This is a genomic window from Methylobacterium sp. 1030, from assembly GCF_040544715.1.
Lineage (GTDB): Bacteria > Pseudomonadota > Alphaproteobacteria > Rhizobiales > Beijerinckiaceae > Methylobacterium.
The window spans coordinates 1-22,148 of record NZ_JBEPKM010000040.1 but is presented as its reverse complement, the minus strand read 5'-3'; the positions used below and the strand labels follow the sequence as shown (position 1 = coordinate 22,148).

General features: G+C 66.7%; 19 protein-coding genes and 4 pseudogenes. 19 read left to right on the top strand and 4 right to left on the bottom strand.

Annotated elements, in window-relative coordinates:
• The coding region (locus ABIC30_RS30885; protein WP_354456751.1) for a PDC sensor domain-containing protein at positions 1-635 on the bottom strand (635 nt) is incomplete at its 3' end.
• Positions 636-915: 280 nt separating this feature from the next.
• On the opposite strand from ABIC30_RS30885, the pseudogene ABIC30_RS30880 reads away from it, so the two are divergent.
• Positions 916-1,049: pseudogene (locus tag ABIC30_RS30880) on the top strand (IS110 family transposase); the annotation flags it as partial.
• Here ABIC30_RS30880 and ABIC30_RS30875 read toward each other — a convergent pair.
• Positions 1,048-1,326: pseudogene (locus ABIC30_RS30875) on the bottom strand (transposase); the annotation flags it as partial. The pseudogenes ABIC30_RS30880 and ABIC30_RS30875 sit on opposite strands and share 2 nt — an antisense overlap.
• Positions 1,327-1,572: 246 nt before the next feature.
• Between ABIC30_RS30875 and ABIC30_RS30870 the strand changes: the two are divergent.
• Entirely contained in the window at positions 1,573-1,833 is a 261-nt protein-coding gene (locus ABIC30_RS30870) for a hypothetical protein (RefSeq protein ID WP_502915889.1), read from the top strand.
• Positions 1,820-3,034 (top strand): IS256 family transposase, encoded by a 1,215-nt coding sequence (locus ABIC30_RS30865; protein ID WP_354456750.1) that lies wholly within the window; start codon positions 1,820-1,822, stop codon positions 3,032-3,034. The genes ABIC30_RS30870 and ABIC30_RS30865 overlap by 14 nt, the downstream gene beginning before the upstream one ends.
• Positions 3,035-3,194: 160 nt before the next feature.
• On the opposite strand, the pseudogene ABIC30_RS30860 reads toward ABIC30_RS30865, so the two are convergent.
• Positions 3,195-3,941, bottom strand: a pseudogene (locus ABIC30_RS30860) (IS256 family transposase); the annotation flags it as partial.
• Positions 3,942-4,343: 402 nt separating this feature from the next.
• Here ABIC30_RS30860 and ABIC30_RS30855 point away from each other — a divergent pair.
• The 16 genes and pseudogenes from ABIC30_RS30855 (at position 4,344) to ABIC30_RS30780 (ending at position 21,667) form a co-directional block, all read left to right on the top strand.
• Positions 4,344-5,588 carry an ABC transporter substrate-binding protein gene (locus tag ABIC30_RS30855; RefSeq protein WP_354456749.1) on the top strand — a complete coding sequence of 415 codons (1,245 nt, stop codon included), beginning with the start codon at positions 4,344-4,346 and terminating at the stop codon, positions 5,586-5,588.
• 116 nt (positions 5,589-5,704) lie between these two features.
• On the top strand, positions 5,705-6,583 hold the full coding sequence (locus ABIC30_RS30850) for a branched-chain amino acid ABC transporter permease (RefSeq protein WP_354456748.1): 879 nt from the start codon (positions 5,705-5,707) through the stop codon (positions 6,581-6,583).
• Position 6,584: 1 nt separating this feature from the next.
• The gene (locus ABIC30_RS30845) at positions 6,585-7,625 is read left to right on the top strand and encodes a branched-chain amino acid ABC transporter permease (protein ID WP_354456747.1); all 1,041 of its coding nucleotides are present in this window, start codon (positions 6,585-6,587) and stop codon (positions 7,623-7,625) included.
• Between the two features lie 4 nt (positions 7,626-7,629).
• Positions 7,630-8,373 carry an ABC transporter ATP-binding protein gene (locus tag ABIC30_RS30840; protein WP_354456746.1) on the top strand — a complete coding sequence of 248 codons (744 nt, stop codon included), beginning with the start codon at positions 7,630-7,632 and terminating at the stop codon, positions 8,371-8,373.
• The gene (locus tag ABIC30_RS30835) at positions 8,363-9,070 is read left to right on the top strand and encodes an ABC transporter ATP-binding protein (RefSeq protein ID WP_502915888.1); all 708 of its coding nucleotides are present in this window, start codon (positions 8,363-8,365) and stop codon (positions 9,068-9,070) included. Before ABIC30_RS30840 ends, ABIC30_RS30835 begins: the two co-directional genes overlap by 11 nt.
• Before the next feature lie 187 nt (positions 9,071-9,257).
• Positions 9,258-10,019, top strand: coding sequence for a 5-oxoprolinase subunit PxpA (locus tag ABIC30_RS30830; protein ID WP_354456745.1), 762 nt, complete (start codon positions 9,258-9,260; stop codon positions 10,017-10,019).
• Positions 10,020-10,108: 89 nt separating this feature from the next.
• Positions 10,109-10,828 carry a 5-oxoprolinase subunit B family protein gene (locus ABIC30_RS30825; RefSeq protein WP_354456753.1) on the top strand — a complete coding sequence of 240 codons (720 nt, stop codon included), beginning with the start codon at positions 10,109-10,111 and terminating at the stop codon, positions 10,826-10,828.
• Positions 10,825-11,838 carry a 5-oxoprolinase subunit C family protein gene (locus ABIC30_RS30820; protein WP_354456744.1) on the top strand — a complete coding sequence of 338 codons (1,014 nt, stop codon included), beginning with the start codon at positions 10,825-10,827 and terminating at the stop codon, positions 11,836-11,838. Before ABIC30_RS30825 ends, ABIC30_RS30820 begins: the two co-directional genes overlap by 4 nt.
• A gap of 510 nt (positions 11,839-12,348) precedes the next feature.
• A complete protein-coding gene (locus tag ABIC30_RS30815; RefSeq protein ID WP_354456743.1) occupies positions 12,349-12,939 on the top strand; it encodes an MFS transporter in 591 nt (196 codons plus the stop codon).
• A pseudogene (locus ABIC30_RS30810) lies at positions 12,933-13,376 on the top strand (MFS transporter); the annotation flags it as partial. The gene ABIC30_RS30815 and the pseudogene ABIC30_RS30810, both read left to right, overlap by 7 nt.
• Positions 13,351-13,827: an MFS transporter gene (locus ABIC30_RS30805; protein ID WP_354456742.1), complete on the top strand. Its 477-nt coding sequence runs from the start codon at positions 13,351-13,353 to the stop codon at positions 13,825-13,827. The pseudogene ABIC30_RS30810 and the gene ABIC30_RS30805, both read left to right, overlap by 26 nt.
• Before the next feature lie 85 nt (positions 13,828-13,912).
• Positions 13,913-16,993 carry a D-2-hydroxyglutarate dehydrogenase YdiJ gene (ydiJ, locus tag ABIC30_RS30800; protein WP_354456741.1) on the top strand — a complete coding sequence of 1,027 codons (3,081 nt, stop codon included), beginning with the start codon at positions 13,913-13,915 and terminating at the stop codon, positions 16,991-16,993.
• Positions 16,994-17,639: 646 nt separating this feature from the next.
• Positions 17,640-18,572 carry an NAD(P)-dependent oxidoreductase gene (locus ABIC30_RS30795; RefSeq protein ID WP_354456752.1) on the top strand — a complete coding sequence of 311 codons (933 nt, stop codon included), beginning with the start codon at positions 17,640-17,642 and terminating at the stop codon, positions 18,570-18,572.
• Between the two features lie 88 nt (positions 18,573-18,660).
• The gene (locus ABIC30_RS30790) at positions 18,661-19,242 is read left to right on the top strand and encodes an amino acid synthesis family protein (RefSeq protein ID WP_354456740.1); all 582 of its coding nucleotides are present in this window, start codon (positions 18,661-18,663) and stop codon (positions 19,240-19,242) included.
• A complete protein-coding gene (locus ABIC30_RS30785) occupies positions 19,242-20,222 on the top strand; it encodes a 2-hydroxyacid dehydrogenase (protein ID WP_354456739.1) in 981 nt (326 codons plus the stop codon). The genes ABIC30_RS30790 and ABIC30_RS30785 overlap by 1 nt, the downstream gene beginning before the upstream one ends.
• A gap of 134 nt (positions 20,223-20,356) precedes the next feature.
• The gene (locus ABIC30_RS30780) at positions 20,357-21,667 is read left to right on the top strand and encodes an aspartate aminotransferase type Ic (RefSeq protein ID WP_502915887.1); all 1,311 of its coding nucleotides are present in this window, start codon (positions 20,357-20,359) and stop codon (positions 21,665-21,667) included.
• Positions 21,668-21,717: 50 nt separating this feature from the next.
• Here ABIC30_RS30780 and ABIC30_RS30775 read toward each other — a convergent pair.
• A partial coding sequence (locus tag ABIC30_RS30775; RefSeq protein ID WP_354456737.1) for a DUF4147 domain-containing protein occupies positions 21,718-22,148 on the bottom strand: 431 nt, incomplete at its 5' end.

The following is a 22,148-nucleotide window of genomic DNA, read 5'->3' as shown; positions in this document are numbered from 1 at the left end:
ACGAGGTAGCTGTAGGCACGACCGGTGCTGCCGGTGTTGCCGAGGCGACGGTCCAGTGTAGAGAGATCGATGTTCGCACCGACGACGCCGAGCAGGTTGCCTTTGACGTCGACAACCGGCGCGGCGGCCGAGATGATCAACGCTCCCGTGTTCGCCTTGCGGTAGGGCTCGGTCACGAACGGCCCCTTAGCCTCCGCCGCGCCCTTGTACCAGGCGCGGGTTCGTGGATCGTAGTCGGCTGGCAGTGACTCGTAGGGGATCTGCGTGAAGGAGCCGTCGGTACGCCCGATGTAGCGGATCGGGAAGCTCTCGCGCACCACGGGCAGATCGAACAGGCGTTCCGGCGCGGCGGTGGTGCCGGCCGTGCCCATGTCCTGGGCCAGCATCAGGGTGATGTCGATCTTGCCCCGCAGCCAGTTGGCGACCCGGGCGGCCGAGGCCGTGCTGAACTTGGCCATGCTGGCATTCAGGTCGGCTCGAATGGACGCCGACTGCGTGACGTAGATGTAGGAGGAGGACGCGACGAAGGCGGCACAGACGAGCGTGAGGATGAGCAGGGTTGCTCGCCCGGAAACGCCGAGCGACGGGCGCCGTGATTTCGAGCGATTTAGGTGTTCAGCATCAAGTTCAGGCACAGCTTGATCCTCTGATTAAGGAAGGTTCGCACCTCCATCGAACAAGCTATTATCGCGTCTATTATGAGAGATTTGTTAAAATTCCCCGGATTTGCACAACGCCGGAGAGGTGAATTGAGATTATACTATATTTATATAGGCGCATCACCATGACTCGACACTATTGGTATTAAACTATACGGCGCTGTATTACCGATCGAAGATACAACAGAGGCAAAAATTTATTACCTCGTGGCCAAGCTGCCTGACAAAAATCTTGTAGCGCGTCCGGTTGCACCCCAAGATGGGCGAGCGCAGCTTGCGACGGCTTCTGATCCTGGGCGCGAGCTCCGCGACGAAGGTCGCGGCACGTGATCCCGACAAGGCTGGGGCATGGTTGGCGGCACACTGTCGCGCAAGCCGCTCATGCTGATTAGGTCGCGTCCGTCAATAAGGTGGACTTTCGGGGTGGAATTGGCGCGGTCATCGGTGAGGCGGCTTGTGGCGGAAGGGTGATAGTGTCGTCGACCAGCGTCGGCGCTAGGCCGGCCATGCCCTCGACCTACATGTAGCGGTACTGGAGCTGCCACTCGTCGTTGGCCTCCAACAGCACCGCGCCGATCAGACGTTGGATCGAGTCCGTATTCGGGAAGATACCGACCACGTCAGCGCGCCGGTTGGTCTCCTTGTTGAGGCGCTCCAACGGATTTGTAACCGGTATGAAGATGGCGGTGCCGCGGTTCGGCCGGAACGAAGGTCCTGGCGTATGGTGCGACCATCCGGGACAGAGGCACCGGGAGCACGAAGGTGCGGGCGAGCCGATGTATAAATAAGATGAGCTGCGAGCTCGTGTTTGTAGCTGGCCGCCTCTGCGACTCGCCCGGTTGCGCCGTGAGCGCGGATCCGTAGGTCTCGTGTCGCCCGCCGCTCCCCTTCTGAGGCAAAGAGAGGAGCAGCCATGCGACGCGTGATCGGAATGGATTTGCACCGCACCTTCGCCGAGGTGGTGGTGTGGGAGGACGGCCGGCTTCGGCATGCCCGCCGGGCCGACATGACCCGCAGCGGTCTGGAGGGCTTTGCGCGCACGCTACGCGCTGACGATGAGGTGGTGATCGAGGCGACCGGCAACGCGATGGTCGTCTCGCACAGGGACTGTCAGGAATTTCGTGTGCGGGCGGCGATAGTGGATCCGAAGGAGGTTCCCGATGGCACGACGTAAAGCACCCCGCCTCCCTGACGCAATCCTGGATCAGCTCCTGGCCGGGGCTGATCCGAAGACGGCCTTCGAGGCCGATGGCCTGCTGGACGAGCTGAAGAAGGCCCTGGCCGAACGGGCGCTCAACGCAGAGATGGACCATCATCTGGCGGGCGAGGACGCCGGCAACACGCGCAACGGCTACGGTCGCAAGACGGTCACGACCGAGACGGGCCGGATCGAACTGGCGATCCCGCGCGATCGGCAGGCGACGTTCGACCCACAGTTGATCGCCCGCTATCAGCGCCGCTTCCCGGGCTTCGACGACAAGATCGTGTCGATGTACGCGCGTGGCATGAGCACCCGAGAGATCGTGGCGCACCTGCGCGAACTCTACGGGATCGAGGTCTCGCCCGACCTGATCAGCGCGGTGACCGACGCGGTCCTGGAGGAGGTCGCCGCCTGGCAGGCCCGGCCGCTCCAGCCGGTCTACCCGCTCGTGTTCTTCGACGCCCTGCGGATCAAGGTGCGTGACGAGGGCGTGGTCCGCAACAAGGCCGTCCACATCGCGCTGGGCGTGCGTGCCGACGGCTCCAAGGAGATCCTCGGCCTGTGGCTGGAGCAGAACGAGGGCGCCAAGTTCTGGTTGCGGGTCATGAACGAGCTCAGGAACCGCGGCGTCGAGGACGTGCTGCTTGCCGTGGTCGATGGCCTGAAGGGCTTCCCCGATGCGATCCGGGCGGTGTTCCCCGAGGCGCTGGTCCAGACCTGCATCGTCCACCTCCTGCGCCACAGTGTCGACTTCGTGTCCTACAAGGACCGCAAGCTCGTGGCCGCGGCGCTGAAGGACATCTACCGCGCGCTCGATGCCGCGGCTGGCGAGGCGGCCTTGGCGGCCTTCGAGTCGAGCGAATGGGGTCGGCGCTACCCAGCCATCGCCCAGAGCTGGCGACGGGCCTGGGGCGAGGTGATCCCGTTTTATGCCTTCCCCGGCGAGGTTCGCCGGATCCTGTACACGACGAACGCCATCGAGGCCCTGAACGCCACGCTGCGCGTGCGCGCCCGCGGGCACTTCCCGACCGACGAGGCTGCGCTGAGCCTGCTCTACCTGGTCTTGAACCGCTCCGAGAACGCGTGGAAGATGAGGCCCCGTGAGTGGGTCATGGCAAAGGCGCAGTTCGCCGTCATCTTCGGCGAGCGCTTCACCCGAGCCATGGCGGCCTGATGTTCAACCCGCCGCCCGCACAAGAAATTCCTGACAGTCCCAGCTGATCACCTCGACGCGCTCGGCGTGGGGCGGGTCGTTGGAACTCACCATACGGTCGGTCATAGGCACACACTTCCATAAGCGTGAGCCCCTGTCCGGTCATTTTGGGGGCTACTTCAACGCGGCACCTTTGCCACGTCGCCTTCAACACGCGGCGGATGGCGGCCTTCAGGCTTTCGTAGGCGTCGGAGACCAGGAGCTGCACGCCCGAGAGCCCACGCTTGACCAGGCTGCGCAGGAAATCGGTCCAGAACACCTCGGCCTCGGACGGGCCGATATGCAGGCCGACGATCTCCCGATGGCCTTCCGTGTCCACCACCACCGCCACTATGGCGGCGACCGAGACGATCCCGCCGCCCTCGCGCACCTTCAGGTAGGTGGCGTCGAGCCAGAGATACGGCCATGCGCCCGACAGCGGGCGCGTCAGGAAGGCGTTCACGCGCTCGTCGATGTCCTTGCACAGCTTCGACACCGACGACTTCGAGATGCCCGACAGGCCCATGGCTTGGACCAGATCGTCCACCCGGCGCGTCGAGACGCCGGCGATCCACGCCTCCTGGATCACCGCCACCAGCGCCTTCTCGACCGTCTTCCGCGGCTCCAGGAAGCCGGGGAAATAGCTGCCGGTCCGCAGCTTCGGGATCTTTAGGTTGAGCGAGGGCAGCCGGGTGTCGAGGCTGCGCTCGCGATGGCCGTTGCGGTAGGTGCTGCGCTCGCCCGACCGCTCGTAGCGCCCAGCCCCGATCAGCCCGTCCACGTCGGCCTCAATCAGGATCTGCAGGACCGTCTCGACGATCGAGCGCAGGAAGTTGCCGTCATCCGCCTTCTGCAGCGCCTCGATCAGTGCCACTCTGTCATCGGTCATCGGCTTTCTCTCCGGCTCGGGTTGGCGTCCGCAAACTCCACCTTAGCCGCCGGCCCCGATGGCCACCCCAATCCCCACCCAAACGGGCCCGGAAATTACACCTCGTCCAAGGACGCTACCGCACTAACGCTCTAAGCCTTGCCTGAAACGTGTTATAACCCACCCTTAAAAACGCATTGGTATTGGTGGGCGCCGCCATCCTATGCTCCGACGATCGAGGTCCCGTGATCCTCAAGCTTGAATAATTTTTACCAAACTGCGCTGCAAGGATGACTAGGGGGCGTCGACGTCAATAGGATTGCAACAATATTTTCCGTGATATAGTCGCTTTCAAGGCAAAAATACAGGTGGACAGGTCGGCACAAGTTGCCGAAATGGGTATTGGAGAAAGGAATGCCTAGAATGCAGCGCCGGAGGGACTTTTTGATTGGTTCGGCTGTTTCGTGCGCCGGCTTCGCGCCCCAGCGCGGAGCAGCTGCTGCCGACATCGCCATCGGCGTCCTCTACCCCATGTCAGGACCAGGGGCTCAGAGTGGGATCGATGCACGACGGGCCTTCGAGGTGGCGCTGGAAATTGTCAACGGGGACCATGACTTGGACTTGTCTGCAGCCAGAGGTGGTGGGCTCCAGGGAGTGGGCGGTGCCAAGATCCGCCTCGTGTTCGCCGATCATCAGGGCGACCCGCAGAAGGGCCGCGCCGAGGCGGAGCGGCTCATCACCCAAGAAAAGGTCGTAGCAGTACTTGGGGCATATTACTCAAGCGTCGCCGCAACAGCTAGCGCGTTATGCGAGCGCTATGGAGTGCCGTTCGTGTGTGCGGACACATCGTCACCAAATCTGACGCAGCGAAATCTAAAATATCTTTTTCGGCCGTCGGCCGACGATATAATGTTCTCAAAAACCATGTTCGATTTCCTGGACACCATGCGCAAGTCCAGGAAGAAGATCGATTCCGTCGCCTTGTTCTACGAGGACACGATCTATGGCGTCGACTCTTCGAACGTGCAGCGAAGGCTAGCGGCGGAGCGCGGTTACAAAGTGGCGGCCGACGTGAAGTACAAGAGCAATTCGCCGTCGCTGACCGCAGAGGTGCAGTTACTCAAGAACGCAGATGCAGACGTATTGCTGCCTACCTGCTACACCAACGATGCCATCCTGCTCACCAAGACGATGGGCGAGCTCGGCTTCAAGCCGAAGGCCATCATCGCCCAGGCCGCCGGCTTCTCCGAGAAGGCGGTGTTCGACGCGGTCGGCGACAAGCTCCAGGGCCTGATCTCGCGCGCGAGCTTCTCCCTCGACCTCGCCGCCAAGCGCCCCTCGGTCGGCATCGTCAACGAGATGTTCAAGAAGCGCGCCGACCGCGACCTCAACGACAACACCGCGCGCCAGTTCACGGCGATGCTCGTGCTGGCGGACGCCCTCAATAGGGCCGGGTCCACCGACGGTGCCAAGCTACGCGCGGCGCTCGCCGCGACCGACATTCCCGGCACGCGCACGATCATGCCGTGGAAGAAGGTCGTTTTCGACGCGGGCGGCCAGAACCCCCACGCGACCCCGGTCCTGATCCAGTACGTCGGCACCAAGTTCGTGACGGTGTTTCCCGAATCCGCCGCCGTCGCTCCGGCGATCTGGCCCATGCACTCCTGACCGGATCGATCGCGCAAGGCGGATGCTGGCCGCGCCCAAGCGCGGAGCGTTTGCCCTCGCATGAGCCCGATCAGCCCTCGATCACCCCTTCCTCGGACCGGCGCGGGATCACACCGATGACGATGCAAGCCCTCGTGCAGGTGCTGGCGAGCGGGTTGCTCACCGGGCTGATCTACGGTCTCGTCGCGGTCGGCCTGTCGCTGATCTTCGGCCTGATGGATGTGGTGAACTTCGCCCACGGCGAATTCCTGATGCTGGCGATGTACGCGACCTTCGGGCTCGTCGTCGTGTCCGGGCTCGATCCAATCCTGCTGATGCCGCTCGTCGCCGCTCTGATGTTTGTCCTCGGCGGCACCGTCTACCTCGGCGTGGTCCGCTTCGCGATGCGGGCAAAGGCCAACCCAGGCATGGTGCAGATTTTCGCGACCTTCGGGCTGGCGATTCTGCTCCAGGGCGTCGCGCAGTATCTGTTCACCCCGGATTACCGCAGCCTCCAGGTGTCCTGGCTCGGAGGGAAGACCCTCGACCTCGGCGGCATCTATCTGCCCTGGCCGCAGGTGTTCGGAGCCCTGGTCTCGCTGGCGGCCTTCGGCGGCCTGTTCCTCCTGATGACGCGGACCGATTTCGGCCGGGCTCTGGAAGCGACACGCGAGGATCAGGGCGCCGTCGCCCTCGTCGGTATCGACCGCAACCGGGTCTTCGCCCTCGGCTGGGGACTCGGTGCGGCACTCGTCGGTCTCGCGGGGGCCGTGCTCACCGTCTTCTACTACATCCATCCCGGCGTTGGGGGCGCGTTCGCGCTGATCGCCTATGTCACGGTGGCGCTCGGTGGCTTCGGCAGCGTCTTCGGCGCGCTGGCCGCAGGCCTGATCGTCGGGCTGGTCGAAGCGGCGACGACGCTGGTTCTGCCGCCCTCCCTGAAGTCTGTAGGCGTCTACGCCCTCTACCTTCTCGTGGTTCTTGTGCGGCCTCAGGGCCTGTTCGGGAGGCTTTGACATGACCGGCACGTCGCTGATCGCCGCTCCGGCGGTCTCCCCGAACCTGGACGAGGCTGCCCGGCGCTTCGCGGCCAAGCGCCGCCGGAGCCTCTTCATCGGCGCGCTGGTCTTAGCCGGCCTCGCAGCGCTGCCCTACGCGATCCAAGACGTCTACCTACAGAACGTCCTGGTCCTAACTCTGCTCTACGCGGCCCTTTCGCAAAGCTGGAATATTCTGGGCGGCTACTGCGGACAGATCTCCCTCGGTCACGCGCTCTACTTCGGCATCGGCGCCTACGCCACCAGCATCCTGTTCGTGAATTACGGCATGTCGCCGTGGTTGGGCCTTGGATGCGGCGCGGTGCTCGCGGCCTCGGTGGCCCTTGCCATCGGGTGGCCCTGCTTCCGTCTCGGCGGCCATTACTTCTCGATCGCAACCATCGTCATCGCCGAGGCCGGGCTGTTGCTCGTGCAGAACTGGGACTTCGTGGGTGGGGCAATGGGCGTGCAGTGGCCGTTCAACCCGGATAGCTGGGCGACCCTCCAGTTTGCCCGGGACAAGATCCCGTACGCCCATCTCGCTCTCGGCTTGCTGGTCGCGACTTGGCTCGTCACCTTCGTCGTCGCTGAATCGCGGTGGGGCTACGGCTGGCGCGCGGTCAAGGACGACCCGGCCGCCGCACAGAGCCTCGGCGTCGAGGTGTTCCGGTCCAAGATGGCGGCGGCGGCGATTTCGGCCTTCTTCACGGCGGTCGGCGGCGGCCTCTACGCGTCCTACGTCTCCTACATCGATCCCGAGAGCGTGATGAGCTTCCGCTTCTCCCTGCTCTTCGCGCTGCCCGCGGTGCTCGGCGGCGTCGGGACCCTGTGGGGCGCTCTGGTGGGTGCGGCGATCCTCATCCCGATCACCGAGATCAGCCGCTCCTACCTCGGCGGCACCGGCAGCGGCATCGATCTGATCTTTTACGGCGCCCTCGTGATGGTCGTGGCGATCGCCCGCCCCGAGGGCGTGCTCAGCCTGTTCAAGCGGTCGCGCGCAGCGCGCAACGAGGAGGTGTGAACCCGTGAGCGCGGATTCGAGCGACCCGATCCTGCGCGTCGACGACGTGACGCTGGCCTTCGGCGGCCTCGTCGCCAACCGCGACGTGACCCTCGACGTGCGCAGAGGCGAGATCCTGGGGCTGATCGGTCCGAACGGGGCCGGCAAGTCGACCCTGTTCAACCTGATCTCGGGTGTCTATCGCCCTAGCAAGGGGCGCATCCTGTTCGAGGGAGCCGACATCACCAGACTGCCGCCGGCCGAGCGCTGCCGACGGGGCATCGCACGGACCTTCCAGGTGCCGCGCTCCTTCGACTCGATGAACGTCCTGGAGAACGTCACCGTCGGTGCGCTCGCCCGCCACCGCACCGCTGCGTTTGCCCGCCGCGCCGCCCTCGACACCCTGGAGCGCGTCGAGCTAACCCACCGCGCCGAGGCGATGGCCGGCGAGCTGACGCCGCCCGAGAAGCGTCGCTTGGAGGTGGCCCGCGCGCTCGCCACCGGCCCGCGCCTGCTCCTCCTCGACGAGGTGCTTACCGGCCTCACGCCCTCCGAAGCCAAGGCCGGCGTCGCGTTGATCCGGCGCGTGGCGGCCATGGGCGTGACCGTGATCATGGTCGAGCACGTGATGGAGGTGGTAATGCCGCTTGTCGACCGGGCCGTGGTGCTCCACCTCGGCAGCGTCCTGGCTCAGGGGCTGCCGGCCAACGTGGTACGCGACGACGGCGTCATCACGGCTTATCTCGGGGAGCGCCACCGTGCTGCTTGAGGTCGACGGCCTCTCCACCGCCTACCAGGGCCTGCTGGCGATCCAGGGCGTGTCGCTGGACGTCGCCGAGGGCGAGATCGTCGTCGTAGCCGGCGCCAACGGCGCGGGCAAGTCGACGCTGCTCAAGTCGATCGCCGGCCTTGAGCGGCCGCGCGACGGCACCGTCCGCTTCGATGGTGGCTGCCTCGATGGCCTCCCCGGCCACCTCATTACCGCCCGCGGCGTCGCCTATGTGCCCGAGAACAAACGGCTGTTCCCTCGCCTCTCGGTCGCCGACAATCTGCGGCTTGGCAGCTACCTGCATCGGGAGAGGACCGACCGCGAGGCGCCGCTGGAGCGGGTCTTCGCACTCTTTCCCCGGCTGAAGGAGCGGCTGCCGCAGCGGGCCGCGACCCTCTCCGGAGGCGAGCAGCAGATGTTGGCCATCGGCCGCGCCCTGATGACCCGCCCGCGCCTGTTGATGCTCGACGAACCCTCGCAAGGCATCATGCCCAAGCTCGTCGACGAGATTTTCTCCGCCGTCACGGCGATCCGCGACGCGGGCGTAACTGTCCTGCTGGTCGAGCAGCGGCTCGCGGAGAGCCTCGCGATCGCCGACCGCGCCTACGTCCTACAGACGGGGCGAGTCATCCTCTCCGGGCCGGCCGCTCAGGTGCGCGACGATCCGGATGTCCGCCGGGCGTACCTGGGGATCTGACGATCTGCAATGGAAGACTGTATTTTGTCTTATTCCGAGCTCTTTTTTATGTCTCGCTCGTGGCGAGTCAAAATCTACTTCATTGGACGATATTACAATAAGCTTAGAACGGCTGTCGGATCGAATAAAGGGTAGCCGACGTTACCCGCGGCGTGTGGAAGGGTCGCTAATTGGAAGAGACAAAGCTATGACTAGTGTGGACCTAAACGCCGACCTTGCGGAAGGCTTTGGCGCCTATGCGTGCGGTGACGACGAGGCAATGCTGGACGTGGTCACCTCGGCCAACGTTGCCTGCGGCCTCCATGCAGGTGACCCTGAGATCATGGTCCGAGCGTTCAAGCTGGCCAAGACGAAGGGCGTCGCGGTGGGCGCCCACCCCGGCTTCCCGGACTTGTGGGGTTTCGGCCGCCGCCGCATACCGTTCTCGCCCGGAGAGATCGAGCGGCTGGTGGCATATCAGATCGGTGCCGCACAGGCGCTCGCGAACTATGCCGGCCACCGCGTCACCTACGTGAAAACTCACGGGGCGCTGGGCAACGTTGCTGCAGAGGATCGAACCGTGGCCGACGCCGTGGCCCGGGCGGTCCGAGCGGTGGATCGCGATTTGCGCCTGTTGGCGAACACCCTAACGGTCCAGGTCTCGGCTGGTGAGACTGCGGGGTTGGAAGTCGTCCAGGAGATTTTCGCCGACCGTGGCTATGCTGAGGATGGCCGCCTCATCCCCCGTGGCGAGCCAGGGGCGCTCATCACGGCTGCCGACGAGGCGGCGGAGCGAGTCTTGTCCATGATCACGGCGGGCGCAATTGTGACCGCGAGCGGGAGACGTCTCCCAACGCCGATCCAATCCGTCTGCGTGCACGGAGACTCTGCTCATGCAATCGATACTGCCCGCGCCGTGCGCGCACGCCTGGAGGGGGCAGGCGTAGCCGTGATCCCGTTCAGAACATGAGCAGATCGTCGAAAGTGCTCTATACCGCAGCGGACGCCACTTCGGCGCACAAAAGCGCTGCACAAAGCAGGCGGAGGACCGCACCGCGGCTGCTCGATGCGGGGGAGGCGGCACTTGTCGTTGAATTCGGCGCACAGGTCGATCCGAGCCTCAGCGATAGGGTGCTGGCGCTTGCCGACGCGCTTGCCGCCGCCTCGATCCAAGGCGTACGCGAATGCGTTCCAACCTATCGATCGCTGATGATACACTACAATCCCCTAGTGTTGGACAGGGAAGTGCTGGCCGCGCTTGCGCTCGAATTGGCTGAGCAGGCGACTTCACGCACCGTGACCTCGGTAGGGTGGATCCTGCCTTGCTGCTACGACTCCCCGCACGGGGAGGACCTCGCGGAGCTGGCTGATCGTCTTGGGATGTCCGCCGCAGCAGTGGTCGACGTGCATTTGCGGGCGATCTATCGAGTGTACATGTACGGCTTCTCGCCGGGCCAAGCCTATCTCGGTGGTCTGTCGCCGGAACTCGCGGTGCCGCGCCGACGGAGCCCACGGCCGCCACACGCGGCCGGTGCGGTCGTGGTCGGCGGCGGTCTATCGGCGGTGACTACCGTCTCGATGCCGACCGGTTGGTACGTCGTCGGCACGACCCCGGTACGGTTGTACGCGCCAGAGCGGGAGCCGACCTTTTTTCTGAGCCCTGGCGACGCGGTACAGTTTGAGCCCGTCGACTGCGCAGTATTCGCGCGCCTCTCCGAGCGCGCGGCGGACGGCGAGATCGTCGCCCAGCGCACCGGCGGCCCGGAGCTGAGGCGATGACCACGCTCGTCATAGAATCAGCGGGCCCTGGCGTGACGCTGCAGGACGGCGGGCGCCAGGGCTATCTTCGTTATGGCTTCACCGCTGCCGGGCCGATGGACCTGTTGATGCACGCGACAGCCAACCGGTCGGTCGGCAACCCGCTGGACGCGACCGCCGTGGAAATATCAGCCGGTGGGCTCGCGGTCTCGTCCGACGGGGGTCCCCTCGGGCTCGCGTTGGTCTCCCTCGGGTTCCGTGCCTCGCTCGACGGTCAGGCGCTTCCGCCCGCTGTCACCTTCACTTTGGAGCCCGGAAGCAGACTCGTGGTTCGCGCGGGCTCTGCCGGCTCTTGGGGCTATCTCGCCACTCGAGGACGCATCGACGTCGTCCCTGTGCTGGGCTCCACGGCGACACACACGCGGTCCGGCGTCGGCGGCATCAATGGGCGCGCGCTGGCCGCCTGCGATCGACTTTCCATAGCGGACGCACGCACTGGCGAAGCTTTAACGCAGCGCTTAATTGTTCCATGGCTGAAACGCGAGCCCGACACGATCCGTGTGGTTCTAGGACCGCAGGACGATTACTTCGCGCCTGATCAGATCGCGGCGTTCCTTGCCGGGCCTTGGACCGTCTCCCCCCGGGGCGACCGCATGGCCTGCTTCCTCGATGGCACTCCGCTACGCCATGCTCAGGGTCACGACATCGTCTCGGACGGAGTAGCGATGGGTGCGATTCAAGTGCCGGGTAACGGCCTCCCGATTGTCCTGATGGCCGACCGACAATCGACCGGAGGCTATCCAAAGATTGCAACCGTGATCGGTCCCGACATCGGACGCTTAGCGCAGGTCCAGGGCGGCCGGCAGATCGCCTTCCGTGCGGTCTCGATCCCCGAAGCGGTCGCTGCCCGGAGAGCCGAGGCTGCGGTGTTGCAGGAGGAGATTCGGCGGGAACCATTGCTGCGAACCGAGTTCGCCTCGGAATTTCTGCTTGGATTGAACCTCATATCGGGCTCCGTCAGCGCGGTCTGATCGACCGCTGGGGCGGTCCCGGCGCGGATCGACGTTCCGTCTCGGACGAAGCGCGAAGCGTACGAGCGCGTCCGTCGGTGCGGGCTGGGGCAAGGCCGCGCAGGGATCGAGGCGAATCGGACATCCAGGCATGCGATCGATCGCCGCCCCGTCAACGTCCCGCCGCCAGTGGTCCCGGGAACATCGACGTCAGGGTCACCGAGTCGGCCCGGCGTCCGCGGTGCGAAGGACGCCGTCCTCGTCAGGTCGCCGCGAAAAAGCGCACCGGCGCATGATTGGACCCGACCGGGGCCTCCCCCGTCGCGGCCTTCCGAAGGCGAAGGAAGGCGACAGTCGGAACGGTGCGCCGATCCACGACCCGTCGACAAGGGCGAACACGACATGCCGGGGAGGACGGCCCGACGATAACGGCGAGGCATAGGGTCCGCGGCAAAGAGCATTACGCGGCGGTCGGCGGTCGTAGATATCATACCGACGCGATGCCGCCGCGACCGACTTTGAGCCGTTCCGATGGCGATAAGCAGCCGCGGGCGCCCCATCGGACGGTCAAAGAAGCCGTCGGCGCGCCTGGACGCGGAAGCCGACCGTCCTCGAGGCGATCAAACGGAGGAAACACATGCCGACAGCGCCCGCGGTGCCGCGCGCCCACCGGACGGCGACCGGGTCGACCGGCTACCGGTGGTGGTCCTGGCCCTCATCTTCGTCGTCTACACTCTCGCCGCAGCCGACCGAGCCAACATTGGCATCGTGCTTCCGTCGCTCAAGCGCGAGTTCGCAATGACGAACACCGAGGCCGGGGCCGTCGTAAGCTTGTTCTTCGTCGGCTACGCCGCGATGCACATCCCTGCGGGAATCATAGTCAGGCGCTTTGGTCCACGACGGATCTTTCCGATCTTCATGATCCTGACCTCGACCTTCACGGGATCGCTTGGGCTCGTGGGCAGCGTGCTCGCGCTGAAGCTCAACCGGCTTGCCCTCGGCGTCGCCGAGAGCCCCCTACCCATCTCCATGCTGACGACGATGAACCGGTGGTTCCCGCCACAGGAGAAGGGTAGCGCGGTGGGCGTCTACCTCGTGGCGGCCAAGTTCGTCCGGTGCTAGCCCCGCCGCTCGGCGCGCTGCTCATCGCCGCTTATGGGTGGAAATACGTGTTCTACTTCTGCGCGGTGCCGGGAGCCCTGTTCGCGTGGGCCTGGTACGCGCTCGTCCCGAACGAACCGGCCCGCAGCCGCTTCAGCTCGGGGGCCGAGGTGTCGCACATCCGATCGGATGCATCAGGGTCGGCCGAGGGGGCGGTCGAGGCTGCACTGCCCTCGCGCCCGGCCTCCACCGGGTTGGATCCGGGCCCGCGCTCCCGCGCAGCGTCGCCGATCGCCGCGCCGGGGGCTCTATTCCGCTCCGGCGACATTTGGGGGCTCGCCCTCTCGTACATGCTAATGACCGGCATCATCAATGTCGTCCTTGCATGGCTGCCGATCTACCTCACCAATGTGAAGCATTTCGAGCTCCTCAATGTCGGCTTCATCGCTTCAGCCCCCTTCGTCGGCGCCGTCCTCGGCAACGTCATCGGCGGGTGGCTGTCGGACAGGGTCATTCGGCAAGCGGCGCAAGCCGGCCATCCTCATCAGCGCCGTCTCGACCGTGGTCACGATGTACTCCCTTGTTCATTCGCCGAGCGAGGCGGTCCCGCTCGCGACCCTGTTGTTCCTAACCGGATTTCTCCTGAACGTCGGGTATTCCGCGTTCGCCATCTATCCAGCAGGGTTGGTGACCAAGGAGATGTTCCCGCTCGCCGCCGGTGCGGTGGGTACGGGCGGCCAAGCCGGAGGCGCCCTGTTTCCATTCCTGACCGGGTTCCTGCTGGATGCCTTCGACTGGAATGCCGTGTTTTTCTTCCTCGGCGCGGCCTCGCTGCTTGCCTTCGCGGTGATGACGTTCGTCGCGGATCCGATAGAGGAACCCTCCGCCGGGACGGCGGATGCACGATGAGGGCCTCGCGCCGACAGGCCGCGAAGGCGATCGCCGGCCGATCCTCCACACCATCGGCCCCTGCGCCCTGCGGCGGGAGCTCGGTATGATCCCTGTCCTGAACCGCCATACCGAGGCCGTGCCGCTCTACGCCGCGGCCTGCGCCGAGCTGCGCCTGCGCGGCTTCGAGGGCGACCTGACGCTCTCGGACGCCGACCGCACGGTCTTCTCCACCGACAACTCGATCTACCAGGTCGAGCCGGGGGCCGTGGCCTTTCCGCGCACGCGCGACGACCTCGTGCGCGTCGCCAAGCTCCTCGCGGATCCGCGCTTCGCCGAGATCGTGATCCGGCCCCGGGGCGGGGCGACCGGCACCAACGGGCAGTCGCTGGGCCACGGCCTCGTGGTCGACACCTCGCGGCACATGAACCGCATCCTGGAGATCGACGTCGCGAACCGCATCGTCCGGGTCGAGCCGGGGGTGGTGAAGGACCAGCTCAACCGGGAGCTCGCCAAGCACGGCCTGTTCTTCGCGCCGGAGCTCTCCACCTCGAACCGCGCCACGATCGGCGGGATGATCTCGACCGATGCCTGCGGGCAGGGCTCGTGCCTCTACGGCAAGACCCGGGACCACGTCCTCGCGCTGACCTGCGTGCTCACCGATGGCACGGTCTGGACCGCCGAGCCCCTGGACCCGGCCGGGCTCGACGCCGCCAAGGGCCGCGACGACCGCGTCGGCGCCATCCACCGCGCCGTCGACGTCGTCGCCACCGAGAACGCCGCGCTCATCGCCGAGCGCTTCCCCAAGCTCAACCGCTGCCTCACCGGCTACGACCTCGCGCATCTACGCGACGCGGGCGGCCGATTCGACCTCAAGAGCGTGATCTGCGGCTCCGAGGGCACGCTGGCGCTGATCGCCGAGGCGCGGCTGAACGTGCTGCCGATCCCCAAGGCCGCCGTGCTGGTCGCGCTCTCGTACATCGACTTCGACGCGGCGCTGCGCGACGCGCAGGCGCTGCTGCCGTTCGGCGCCGCCTCCGTTGAGACGATCGACTCCACGGTCCTGGCGCTGGCCCGCAAGGACCCGATCTGGGCCGAGGTGCGGGCCTTCTTCCCCGACGATCCGGCCGGGCGGCCGGTGGACGGCATCAACCTCGTGGAGTTCGTCGGCGACGACGCCGCGACCGTGGAGGCCGCCCTCGCGCGGCTCACCGGGACGCTGGAGGCCGAGCGCGGCACCGACACGAAGCGCCTCGGCTTCACCATCGCCCGGGGCGACGCGATCGAGCGGCTCTGGACCATGCGCAAGAAGGCGGTGGGCCTGCTCGGCGCCGCCAAGGGCGACGCGCGCCCGATCCCGTTCGTCGAGGACACGGCGGTCCCGCCGGAGCGGCTCGCCGACTACATCGCGGAGTTCCGCGCGCTCCTCGACGGCAAGGGGCTGCGCTACGGCATGTTCGGCCACGTCGATGCCGGCGTGCTGCACGTGCGGCCGGCCATCGACCTCAAGGACCCGGCGCAGAACGGCCTGATCCGCGAGGTCACGGAGGGGGTGGTCGCGCTCACCGCCAAGTACGGCGGCCTGCTCTGGGGCGAGCACGGCAAGGGCTTCCGGTCGGAATTCGTGCCGGCGACGTTCGGGCCGCTGATGCCGGCGCTGGAGGCGGTCAAGCGCGCCTTCGACCCGGACGACCGGATGAACCCGGGCAAGATCGCCTCCGCCAGGGGCACGGGCCTGACCCGGATCGACGGCGTGCCGCGCCGAGGCGAGCGGGACCGCGCCATCCCGGCGCCGGTCCGGGAGGATTTCGACGAAGCGCTCCACTGCAACGGCAACGGCGCCTGCTTCAGCTTCGACGCGGACGAGGCCATGTGCCCGTCCTGGAAGGCGACGCGGGAGCGGCGCCACTCCCCCAAGGGCCGCGCCTCGCTGATGCGCGAGTGGCTGCGCCGCGCGGCGGAGGCCGGGATCGACCCGGCCGCCGAGCTGGCGCGGCAGCGCGCCGGGTGGCTCTCCGACGTGGCGGCGACCCTGCGGAGCCGCCTCCGCGGCCGGTCCGAGGCCGACGACTTCTCCCACGCCGTCAAGGAGGCGATGGACGGTTGCCTCGCCTGCAAGTCCTGCACGGGGTCCTGCCCGATCAAGGTCGACGTGCCGACCTTCCGGGCCAAGTTCCTGGCGCTCTACCACACGCGCTACGCGCGGCCGCTGAAGGACCATCTCGTGGCGGCTCTGGAGCCGCTGCTGCCGCTGGCGGCCCGGGCGCCGCGCTTGAGCAACGCGCTCGTGACCAATCCGGTGGTCCGCCTTCTCCTGGCGAAGGCCGGATTGGTGGAGATCCCAGGCCTGTCGCCCGTCAGTCTCAAGGCACGGTTGTCACATCTCGGCGTGCCCATGGCGACGCCGGAGGCTCTGAGCCGGATGGATCCAGAGGATCGTGCGTCGGCGGTGCTCATCGTGCAGGACGCCTTCACCAGCCACTTCGACGCGGAGGTCGTCGCCGATACTTGCGCGCTGCTCGTCGCCCTCGGCTTCAAGCCTTGGCTCGTGCCGTACCGGCCGAACGGCAAGCCGCTGCACGTGCACGGGCTCCTGGCCCGGTTCGCGGCCGTTGCCGGGTCGAACGCCGCGATGCTCCGGGACTTGGCTCGGCACGGCGTGCCCTTCATCGGGATCGACCCGTCGATGACGCTGACCTACCGCTCCGAATACGCACAGGCGCTCGGCGGCGGCGATCTGCCGAAGGTCCATCTCCTCCAGGAATGGCTGGCGACCCGGCTGGACCGGATCGCGCCGCGCCAGGGTGGTGGGACGATGCGACTGCTGCCCCATTGCACCGAGCGCACCAACGCGCCTGGCGCGGTCCGCGACTGGCAGGCCCTGTTCGCCCATCTGGGACTGCGTCTCGACGTGCCGGCCGCTGGCTGCTGCGGCATGGCCGGGATTTACGGTCACGAGGCCCGTCACCGCGCCACATCGAAGGCGATCTACCGCCTGAGCTGGGCGAGCCATGTCGTCGAGACGTCGAACAGCGAGCTGTTGGCCGACGGCTACTCCTGTCGTAGTCAGGCCCAACTGATGGATGGCGTTCGGGTGCGGCACCCCCTGCAGGCGCTCTTGGCGGCGCTGAACCGGGTGAGCCCCGAGGAAGAACATGGCGCGGCGGGGTCCCTCCTGCAGCGGTAAGCCGAGCGCCTGCGCTCACTGGAACCTCGGAGCGGCGGAGGTTCGTCCCAGACGATGGGGATGCGACCAGCGGCTCGACATCGCCGCGTGCCTGCGTGGGGGCCTGGCTCTTGGATGATCCGAGACACCGGGCTTCGCTGCAGGCGATCCCGGTTCCCGACGTTCGAGACCGGGGCGCCGGACCGGTTGACCGCATGGTCCCCGCCCATCCGCATCTGTTCGTCAAGTCGCGGGAAGACACGCGCGCCCTGGTGGGACCGGCCACGTTTCCGGCCCGGTCGGATAGGGCTGCCGATTGACCCTCGGCGAGCGACAATCGGCTGGCGACCGAGCTGCGACTGTCCGCGCCCGGGCGGACCGCCATGGACCGAAACCGTCCCTTGATCGCTCCGGAATTGTGTAGTCCGCGCCGGTGCCGGCTCGACGTCGCTTGATAGGCCCCTCGCGTTCGTCGCCTGGGCGAGCGACCGGCCATCGATGCGGACGTCATCACCGATGGCCGCTCCAAGAAATGTTCGTTCCCCCGGCGGCTGGCAAATCCGGGCGCGATCGTGTCGCCGCGATCCAAGTGTTAGCCACCCGTTATACCCCGCCCAAGAATTCGAAATCGCAGCTTCCGATTACATGACCTAGAGATTCCGGGACGATCGGTCCCAAGGCCGGCCGCGGAGGAAGACATGTCATGGGCAAGAGCATTGGGCTGATCGGCCTCGGCAACATCGGCGCTCATTTCGGCACCAGGCTGCTGGCGGCAGGCTACGAGCTCATGGTCTATGACCGCGACCCTGCCGCCATGGAACGCCTCGTGGATAAGGGCGGTCGCCGCGCTGAGAGTGCGCGTGCCCTCGCCTCCCAGGTGGAGATCGTGATGCTCTGCCTGCCTATCCCGACCGTCGTGGCCAGCGTGGCGAACGAGGTCGCGGACGGAGGCGCCGTCCGGATCGTCCTCGATCTCTCCACGACAGGCCCGAGCGTTACCAAGGAGGTGGCCGCCATGCTCGACCGGCGCGGCATCACCTTCGTCGGGGCACCCGTGAGCGGGGGCACCGTGGCGGCCGAGAAGGGCACGCTCTCGATTATGCCGGCCGGTCCCGAGGCGACCGTCGCCGAGGTCGAGCCGTACCTTCGCGTGCTCGGCAAGAACATCTTCTATCTTGGGACCGATCCGAGCCTCGGTCAGACGATGAAGATTATCAACAACACGCTCTATGCCACCAGCTTGGTGGCGAGCTGCGAGGCGCTGGTCTACGGCGTCAAGGCCGGCCTTGATTCCAAGACGATGCTCGACGTGCTGAACGTGTCGAGTGGCCGGTCCTTCGCGACCTTGGAGCGAATCCCGCAATGTGCGTTGGATCGCAGCTTCCCAGTCAGGTTCACGACCGAGCTGCTGCACAAGGACGTCAAGATGTGCCTCGACGAGGCGGAGAAGATCGGAGTGCCGATGATAGTCAATCCGGTCGCCCGCCAGTTCCTGGCCTTCGCCATCAGCCAGGGCGATGGGGACAAGGACAACGTCTATCCGATCCGCCACATCGAGCATTGGGCCGGCGTCCAGTTCGGCCGGAAGCCGGACGCCTGACGCGCCAGCCGCCGGGCCCAACCCACGCCCGCGCCATACGTCGCGCGGGGTCCGGCCCAACAGATCAAACTCATCCCAGGAGTACCCGATGTCGACAATCAACATCCGCAAGAAGCTGCTGAACGTCGAGACGATCTACCACGAGGGCGGCCCCACCGCGGCCCGTCCGGTCAAGCAGGGAATGGCCGCGATCGTGTTCCGCAACCCCTACGCGGGTCGCTACGTCGAGGACCTGTCCGAACTGAGCCGCGACGCCAAGGAAGCCGCCAAGGAGATGGTCCCCGAACTCCTCGACGCGCTCGGAGGGCCAGACCGGATCGAGGCCTATGGCAAGGGGGCGATCGTCGGCGTGAACGGCGAACTGGAGCACGGCGCGATATGGCACGAGGCCGGCGGTTGGGTGATGCGGGCGGCCCTTCCAAAGGCGAAATCCATCGTCCCGGCTGCCAAGACCGTTGCTTCGGCCGGCACCCGCCTTCTCATCCCCTTGCATAACATCGAGGCGTGCTACGTCCGTAGCCATTTCAGCACGATGGAGGTCGGCCTCGTAGACGGTCCCCGCCCCGATGAGATCCTGTACGCCCTGGTGATGTCGACGGGAGGGCGGATCCATGAGCGGCTCGGCGGCCTGCGCCAGGAGGACGTCAGCGTCGGCGACGGTCAGAGGTAATGGCCCCGTCCCAACTCATGGGCGTCGCGCGACCCAAGGTCCTCGTCCTCGTCTTCCTGACGGCGGAGCACCGGGCCATTTTGGCCGAAGGCTTCGACGTCACGTACGCGCCGGAGGCAGTCGCCGGCGCCGACAGATCGAACTGCGCCGCTTGGCTCGCGGCCCACTGCGCCGACGTCCACGTCGTCCTCACCAATGGCACGACCGGACTCCGGCCCGGCGAGATCGACGCGATGCCCGCCCTCGAATTGATCTGCACTCTCGGCGTCGGTCACGAGAACGTCGCGCTCGAACACGCCCGCGGCCGCGGGATCCCGGTGGCAAACGCCGCCGGAACGAACGACGACTGCGTGGCCGATCATGCCCTAGGTATCCTGTTGGCCGCGGTCCGCCGCATCCCCTTCCTGAACGAGGGCGTTCGCCATGGCCTATGGCGGGACGACATCCCGCGGCCGGCGCAGGTCTCCCGACGCCGCCTCGGCATCGTCGGCCTCGGCGCGATCGGTCGCAAGATCGCGCGTCGGGCCGCCGGCTTCGACATGGAGATCGGATACCACGGCCGCAGGCGCCTTCCCGACGTCGACCACCCATACTTCGCCGCGGTGACCGACCTGGCCACCTGGTGCGACTTCCTTGTCGTCTGCGCGCCGGGAGGTCGCGAGACGCACCACCTGATCGGTCGCGACGTGCTGGTTGCCCTGGGACCTGACGGCGTGCTCGTCAACGTGGCCCGTGGGTCTCTCGTGGACACTGTGGCCTTGGCGAATGCGCTCGCCGCGGGAAGCATCGCCGGAGCGGCCCTCGACGTCTACGAGAGCGAGCCGAATCCGCCCGAGCCGCTCCTGCGGTTCGGGAACGCGATACTGACACCGCACGTCGCCGGACTCTCGCCGCAGGCCATGCGGGCCTCGCTCGACTGCTTTATCGACAACGTACGCCGGCATCTCGCCGGCCTGCCGCTGCGGACACCGGTGGGATGACCGCGGATCCCGGGAGTACCGGGAGCGATGCGGCCGTTCGGATCCGACCGGCCCCTCTTCCAGCGGGCCGCGGACGCGCATCAGCCCTGACGAACGGTCGGCCGCCCCATAGCCTGCAAACCCTTGGACGCGACATGACTCAGACAGCTGCCCCGACGGGCACGGACCACGCCCAAACCGAATCGGCGGCCGGCGCCTCGTTGGACCGCCTCCGGGCGGAACACACGGCACTGGCGTCCCGAGGTTTGCGCCTCAACATCGCGCGCGGCAAGCCGTCCCCGGCTCAGCTCGACCTGTCGAACGCCCTTTTGGGCGCGCTGGACCCGGCGGACTGCAAGACGGCCGCCGGAGACGACGTGCGCAATTACGGCGGCGATCCGCGCGGCCTCGCCGAACTGCGAGCGGTGTTCGGCCCTCTCATGGGCGCGAAGCCAGAGCAAGTCGTCGCCGGCGGCAATTCAAGCCTCGCGATGATGCACGATTGCCTGGTCTGGGCGCTGCTCAAGGGCGTCCCCGGTTCGCGCGAGCCCTGGTCGGCGGTGCCGCGGCCCGCGTTCCTGTGCCCGGCACCCGGCTACGAGAAGCATCATCTGATGTGCGAGGAGTTCGGCATCGAGCTGCTCGCCGTCCCCGTCACGCCCGACGGGCCCGACATGGACACCGTGGAACGCCTCGTCGCCGATCCCCGTGTTAAGGGCATGTGGTGCGTTCCGACCTACGCCAACCCGACCGGCGAGACATATGGCGCCCGGACCGTGCGCCGTCTCGCCGACATGGCCGCCGGGGCAAGCGATTTCCGCATCTTCTGGGACGACGCCTACGTCGTCCATCACCTCCGGGGCCACGCTGCCTCGAAGGCCGAAATCATTGATCTGTGCGCCGCCGCCGGCAACCCTGATCGACCGTTCGTTTTCGCCTCGACCTCCAAGATCACGTTCGGCGGCGGGGGGGTGGGCTTCTTCGCCGGATCCCCCCGGAACGTCGAGTGGTACCTGGCCCGGGACTCGCGCCGCGGCGTGGGCCCCGACAAGATCAACCAGTTGCGGCACGCGTGCTTCCTTCGCGACGTCGACAACCTCGGTAGCCACATGGACGCGCATGGAGCGTTGCTGGCCCCGAAATTCGACGCGGTCCAGTCGGCCTTGCAGGGCCGGCTGCACGGCCACAACGTCGCGACGTGGTCTGTGCCGCGCGGCGGCTACTTCGTGTCCATCGAGACCAAGCCCGGCATCGCGCGTCGGGCCGTGGAGCTCGCCCAGGAAGCCGGCGTCACGCTAACCGTGGCGGGTTCGACTTGGCCTTATGGCCGCGACCCCAACGACAGCAACATCCGCATAGCCCCGAGCTTCGCGACTCTGGAGGAGGTCGAGGCCGCTGCCGAGGTGATCGCCTTGTCTATCCTTCTCGCGGCCGCCGAGCAGGCGCGGGGCGCCGGCGGCGCCTAGACTCCGGCTGGCCGCTGGCGTGTCACGGACCGCTGATATCCCGCTGGCACCTAAGCTCCTTTCGCACGCGTCTTTGAAACTGGGAGCCGCGGCGGGCGTCCTTGCGAAATGTAAGGGCGCCGCCCCCTCGCTTGCTGATTTCGGGCAGCCCTCTCACCATCGTCATGAACCAGACCCATCCATCCTCCCCATTCGTGTGACCGCAACGTGCCGAACTGACCGCTCGTGAGATGAGCGAGCACTGATTCCGGGATCTCGACCCGGTAGCGGTCGAGGATCGCCAGCGCGTCGGCGCATGTAGTGGGATCCGGCAGGGTCGGACCGGAGGCGATGTCGAGGGGATTGTCGCCGGGGGTGTCCGAGATCAGCAGCGTCACCACCCTGGTGGGGTGGCAGGCGGCGGTGAGCCGGCCGCCCTTGATGCCCGAGAGATGGCGGCGGACGCAGTTCATGTCGCTATCGCAGCGCCGGACCGCCGCAA

Excerpts from the sequence above, each read along its gene's own strand:
- ABIC30_RS30870 (WP_502915889.1), top strand. The coding sequence starts at position 1,573 with ATGCGACGCGTGATCGGAATGGATTTGCACCGCACCTTCGCCGAGGTG.
- ABIC30_RS30865 (WP_354456750.1), top strand. The coding sequence starts at position 1,820 with ATGGCACGACGTAAAGCACCCCGCCTCCCTGACGCAATCCTGGATCAG.
- ABIC30_RS30855 (WP_354456749.1), top strand. The coding sequence starts at position 4,344 with ATGCAGCGCCGGAGGGACTTTTTGATTGGTTCGGCTGTTTCGTGCGCC.
- ABIC30_RS30850 (WP_354456748.1), top strand. The coding sequence starts at position 5,705 with ATGACGATGCAAGCCCTCGTGCAGGTGCTGGCGAGCGGGTTGCTCACC.
- ABIC30_RS30845 (WP_354456747.1), top strand. The coding sequence starts at position 6,585 with ATGACCGGCACGTCGCTGATCGCCGCTCCGGCGGTCTCCCCGAACCTG.
- ABIC30_RS30830 (WP_354456745.1), top strand. The coding sequence starts at position 9,258 with ATGACTAGTGTGGACCTAAACGCCGACCTTGCGGAAGGCTTTGGCGCC.
- ABIC30_RS30820 (WP_354456744.1), top strand. The coding sequence starts at position 10,825 with ATGACCACGCTCGTCATAGAATCAGCGGGCCCTGGCGTGACGCTGCAG.
- ABIC30_RS30815 (WP_354456743.1), top strand. The coding sequence starts at position 12,349 with ATGGCGATAAGCAGCCGCGGGCGCCCCATCGGACGGTCAAAGAAGCCG.
- ABIC30_RS30805 (WP_354456742.1), top strand. The coding sequence starts at position 13,351 with ATGTCGGCTTCATCGCTTCAGCCCCCTTCGTCGGCGCCGTCCTCGGCA.
- ydiJ (WP_354456741.1), top strand. The coding sequence starts at position 13,913 with ATGATCCCTGTCCTGAACCGCCATACCGAGGCCGTGCCGCTCTACGCC.
- ABIC30_RS30790 (WP_354456740.1), top strand. The coding sequence starts at position 18,661 with ATGTCGACAATCAACATCCGCAAGAAGCTGCTGAACGTCGAGACGATC.
- ABIC30_RS30785 (WP_354456739.1), top strand. The coding sequence starts at position 19,242 with ATGGCCCCGTCCCAACTCATGGGCGTCGCGCGACCCAAGGTCCTCGTC.
- ABIC30_RS30780 (WP_502915887.1), top strand. The coding sequence starts at position 20,357 with ATGACTCAGACAGCTGCCCCGACGGGCACGGACCACGCCCAAACCGAA.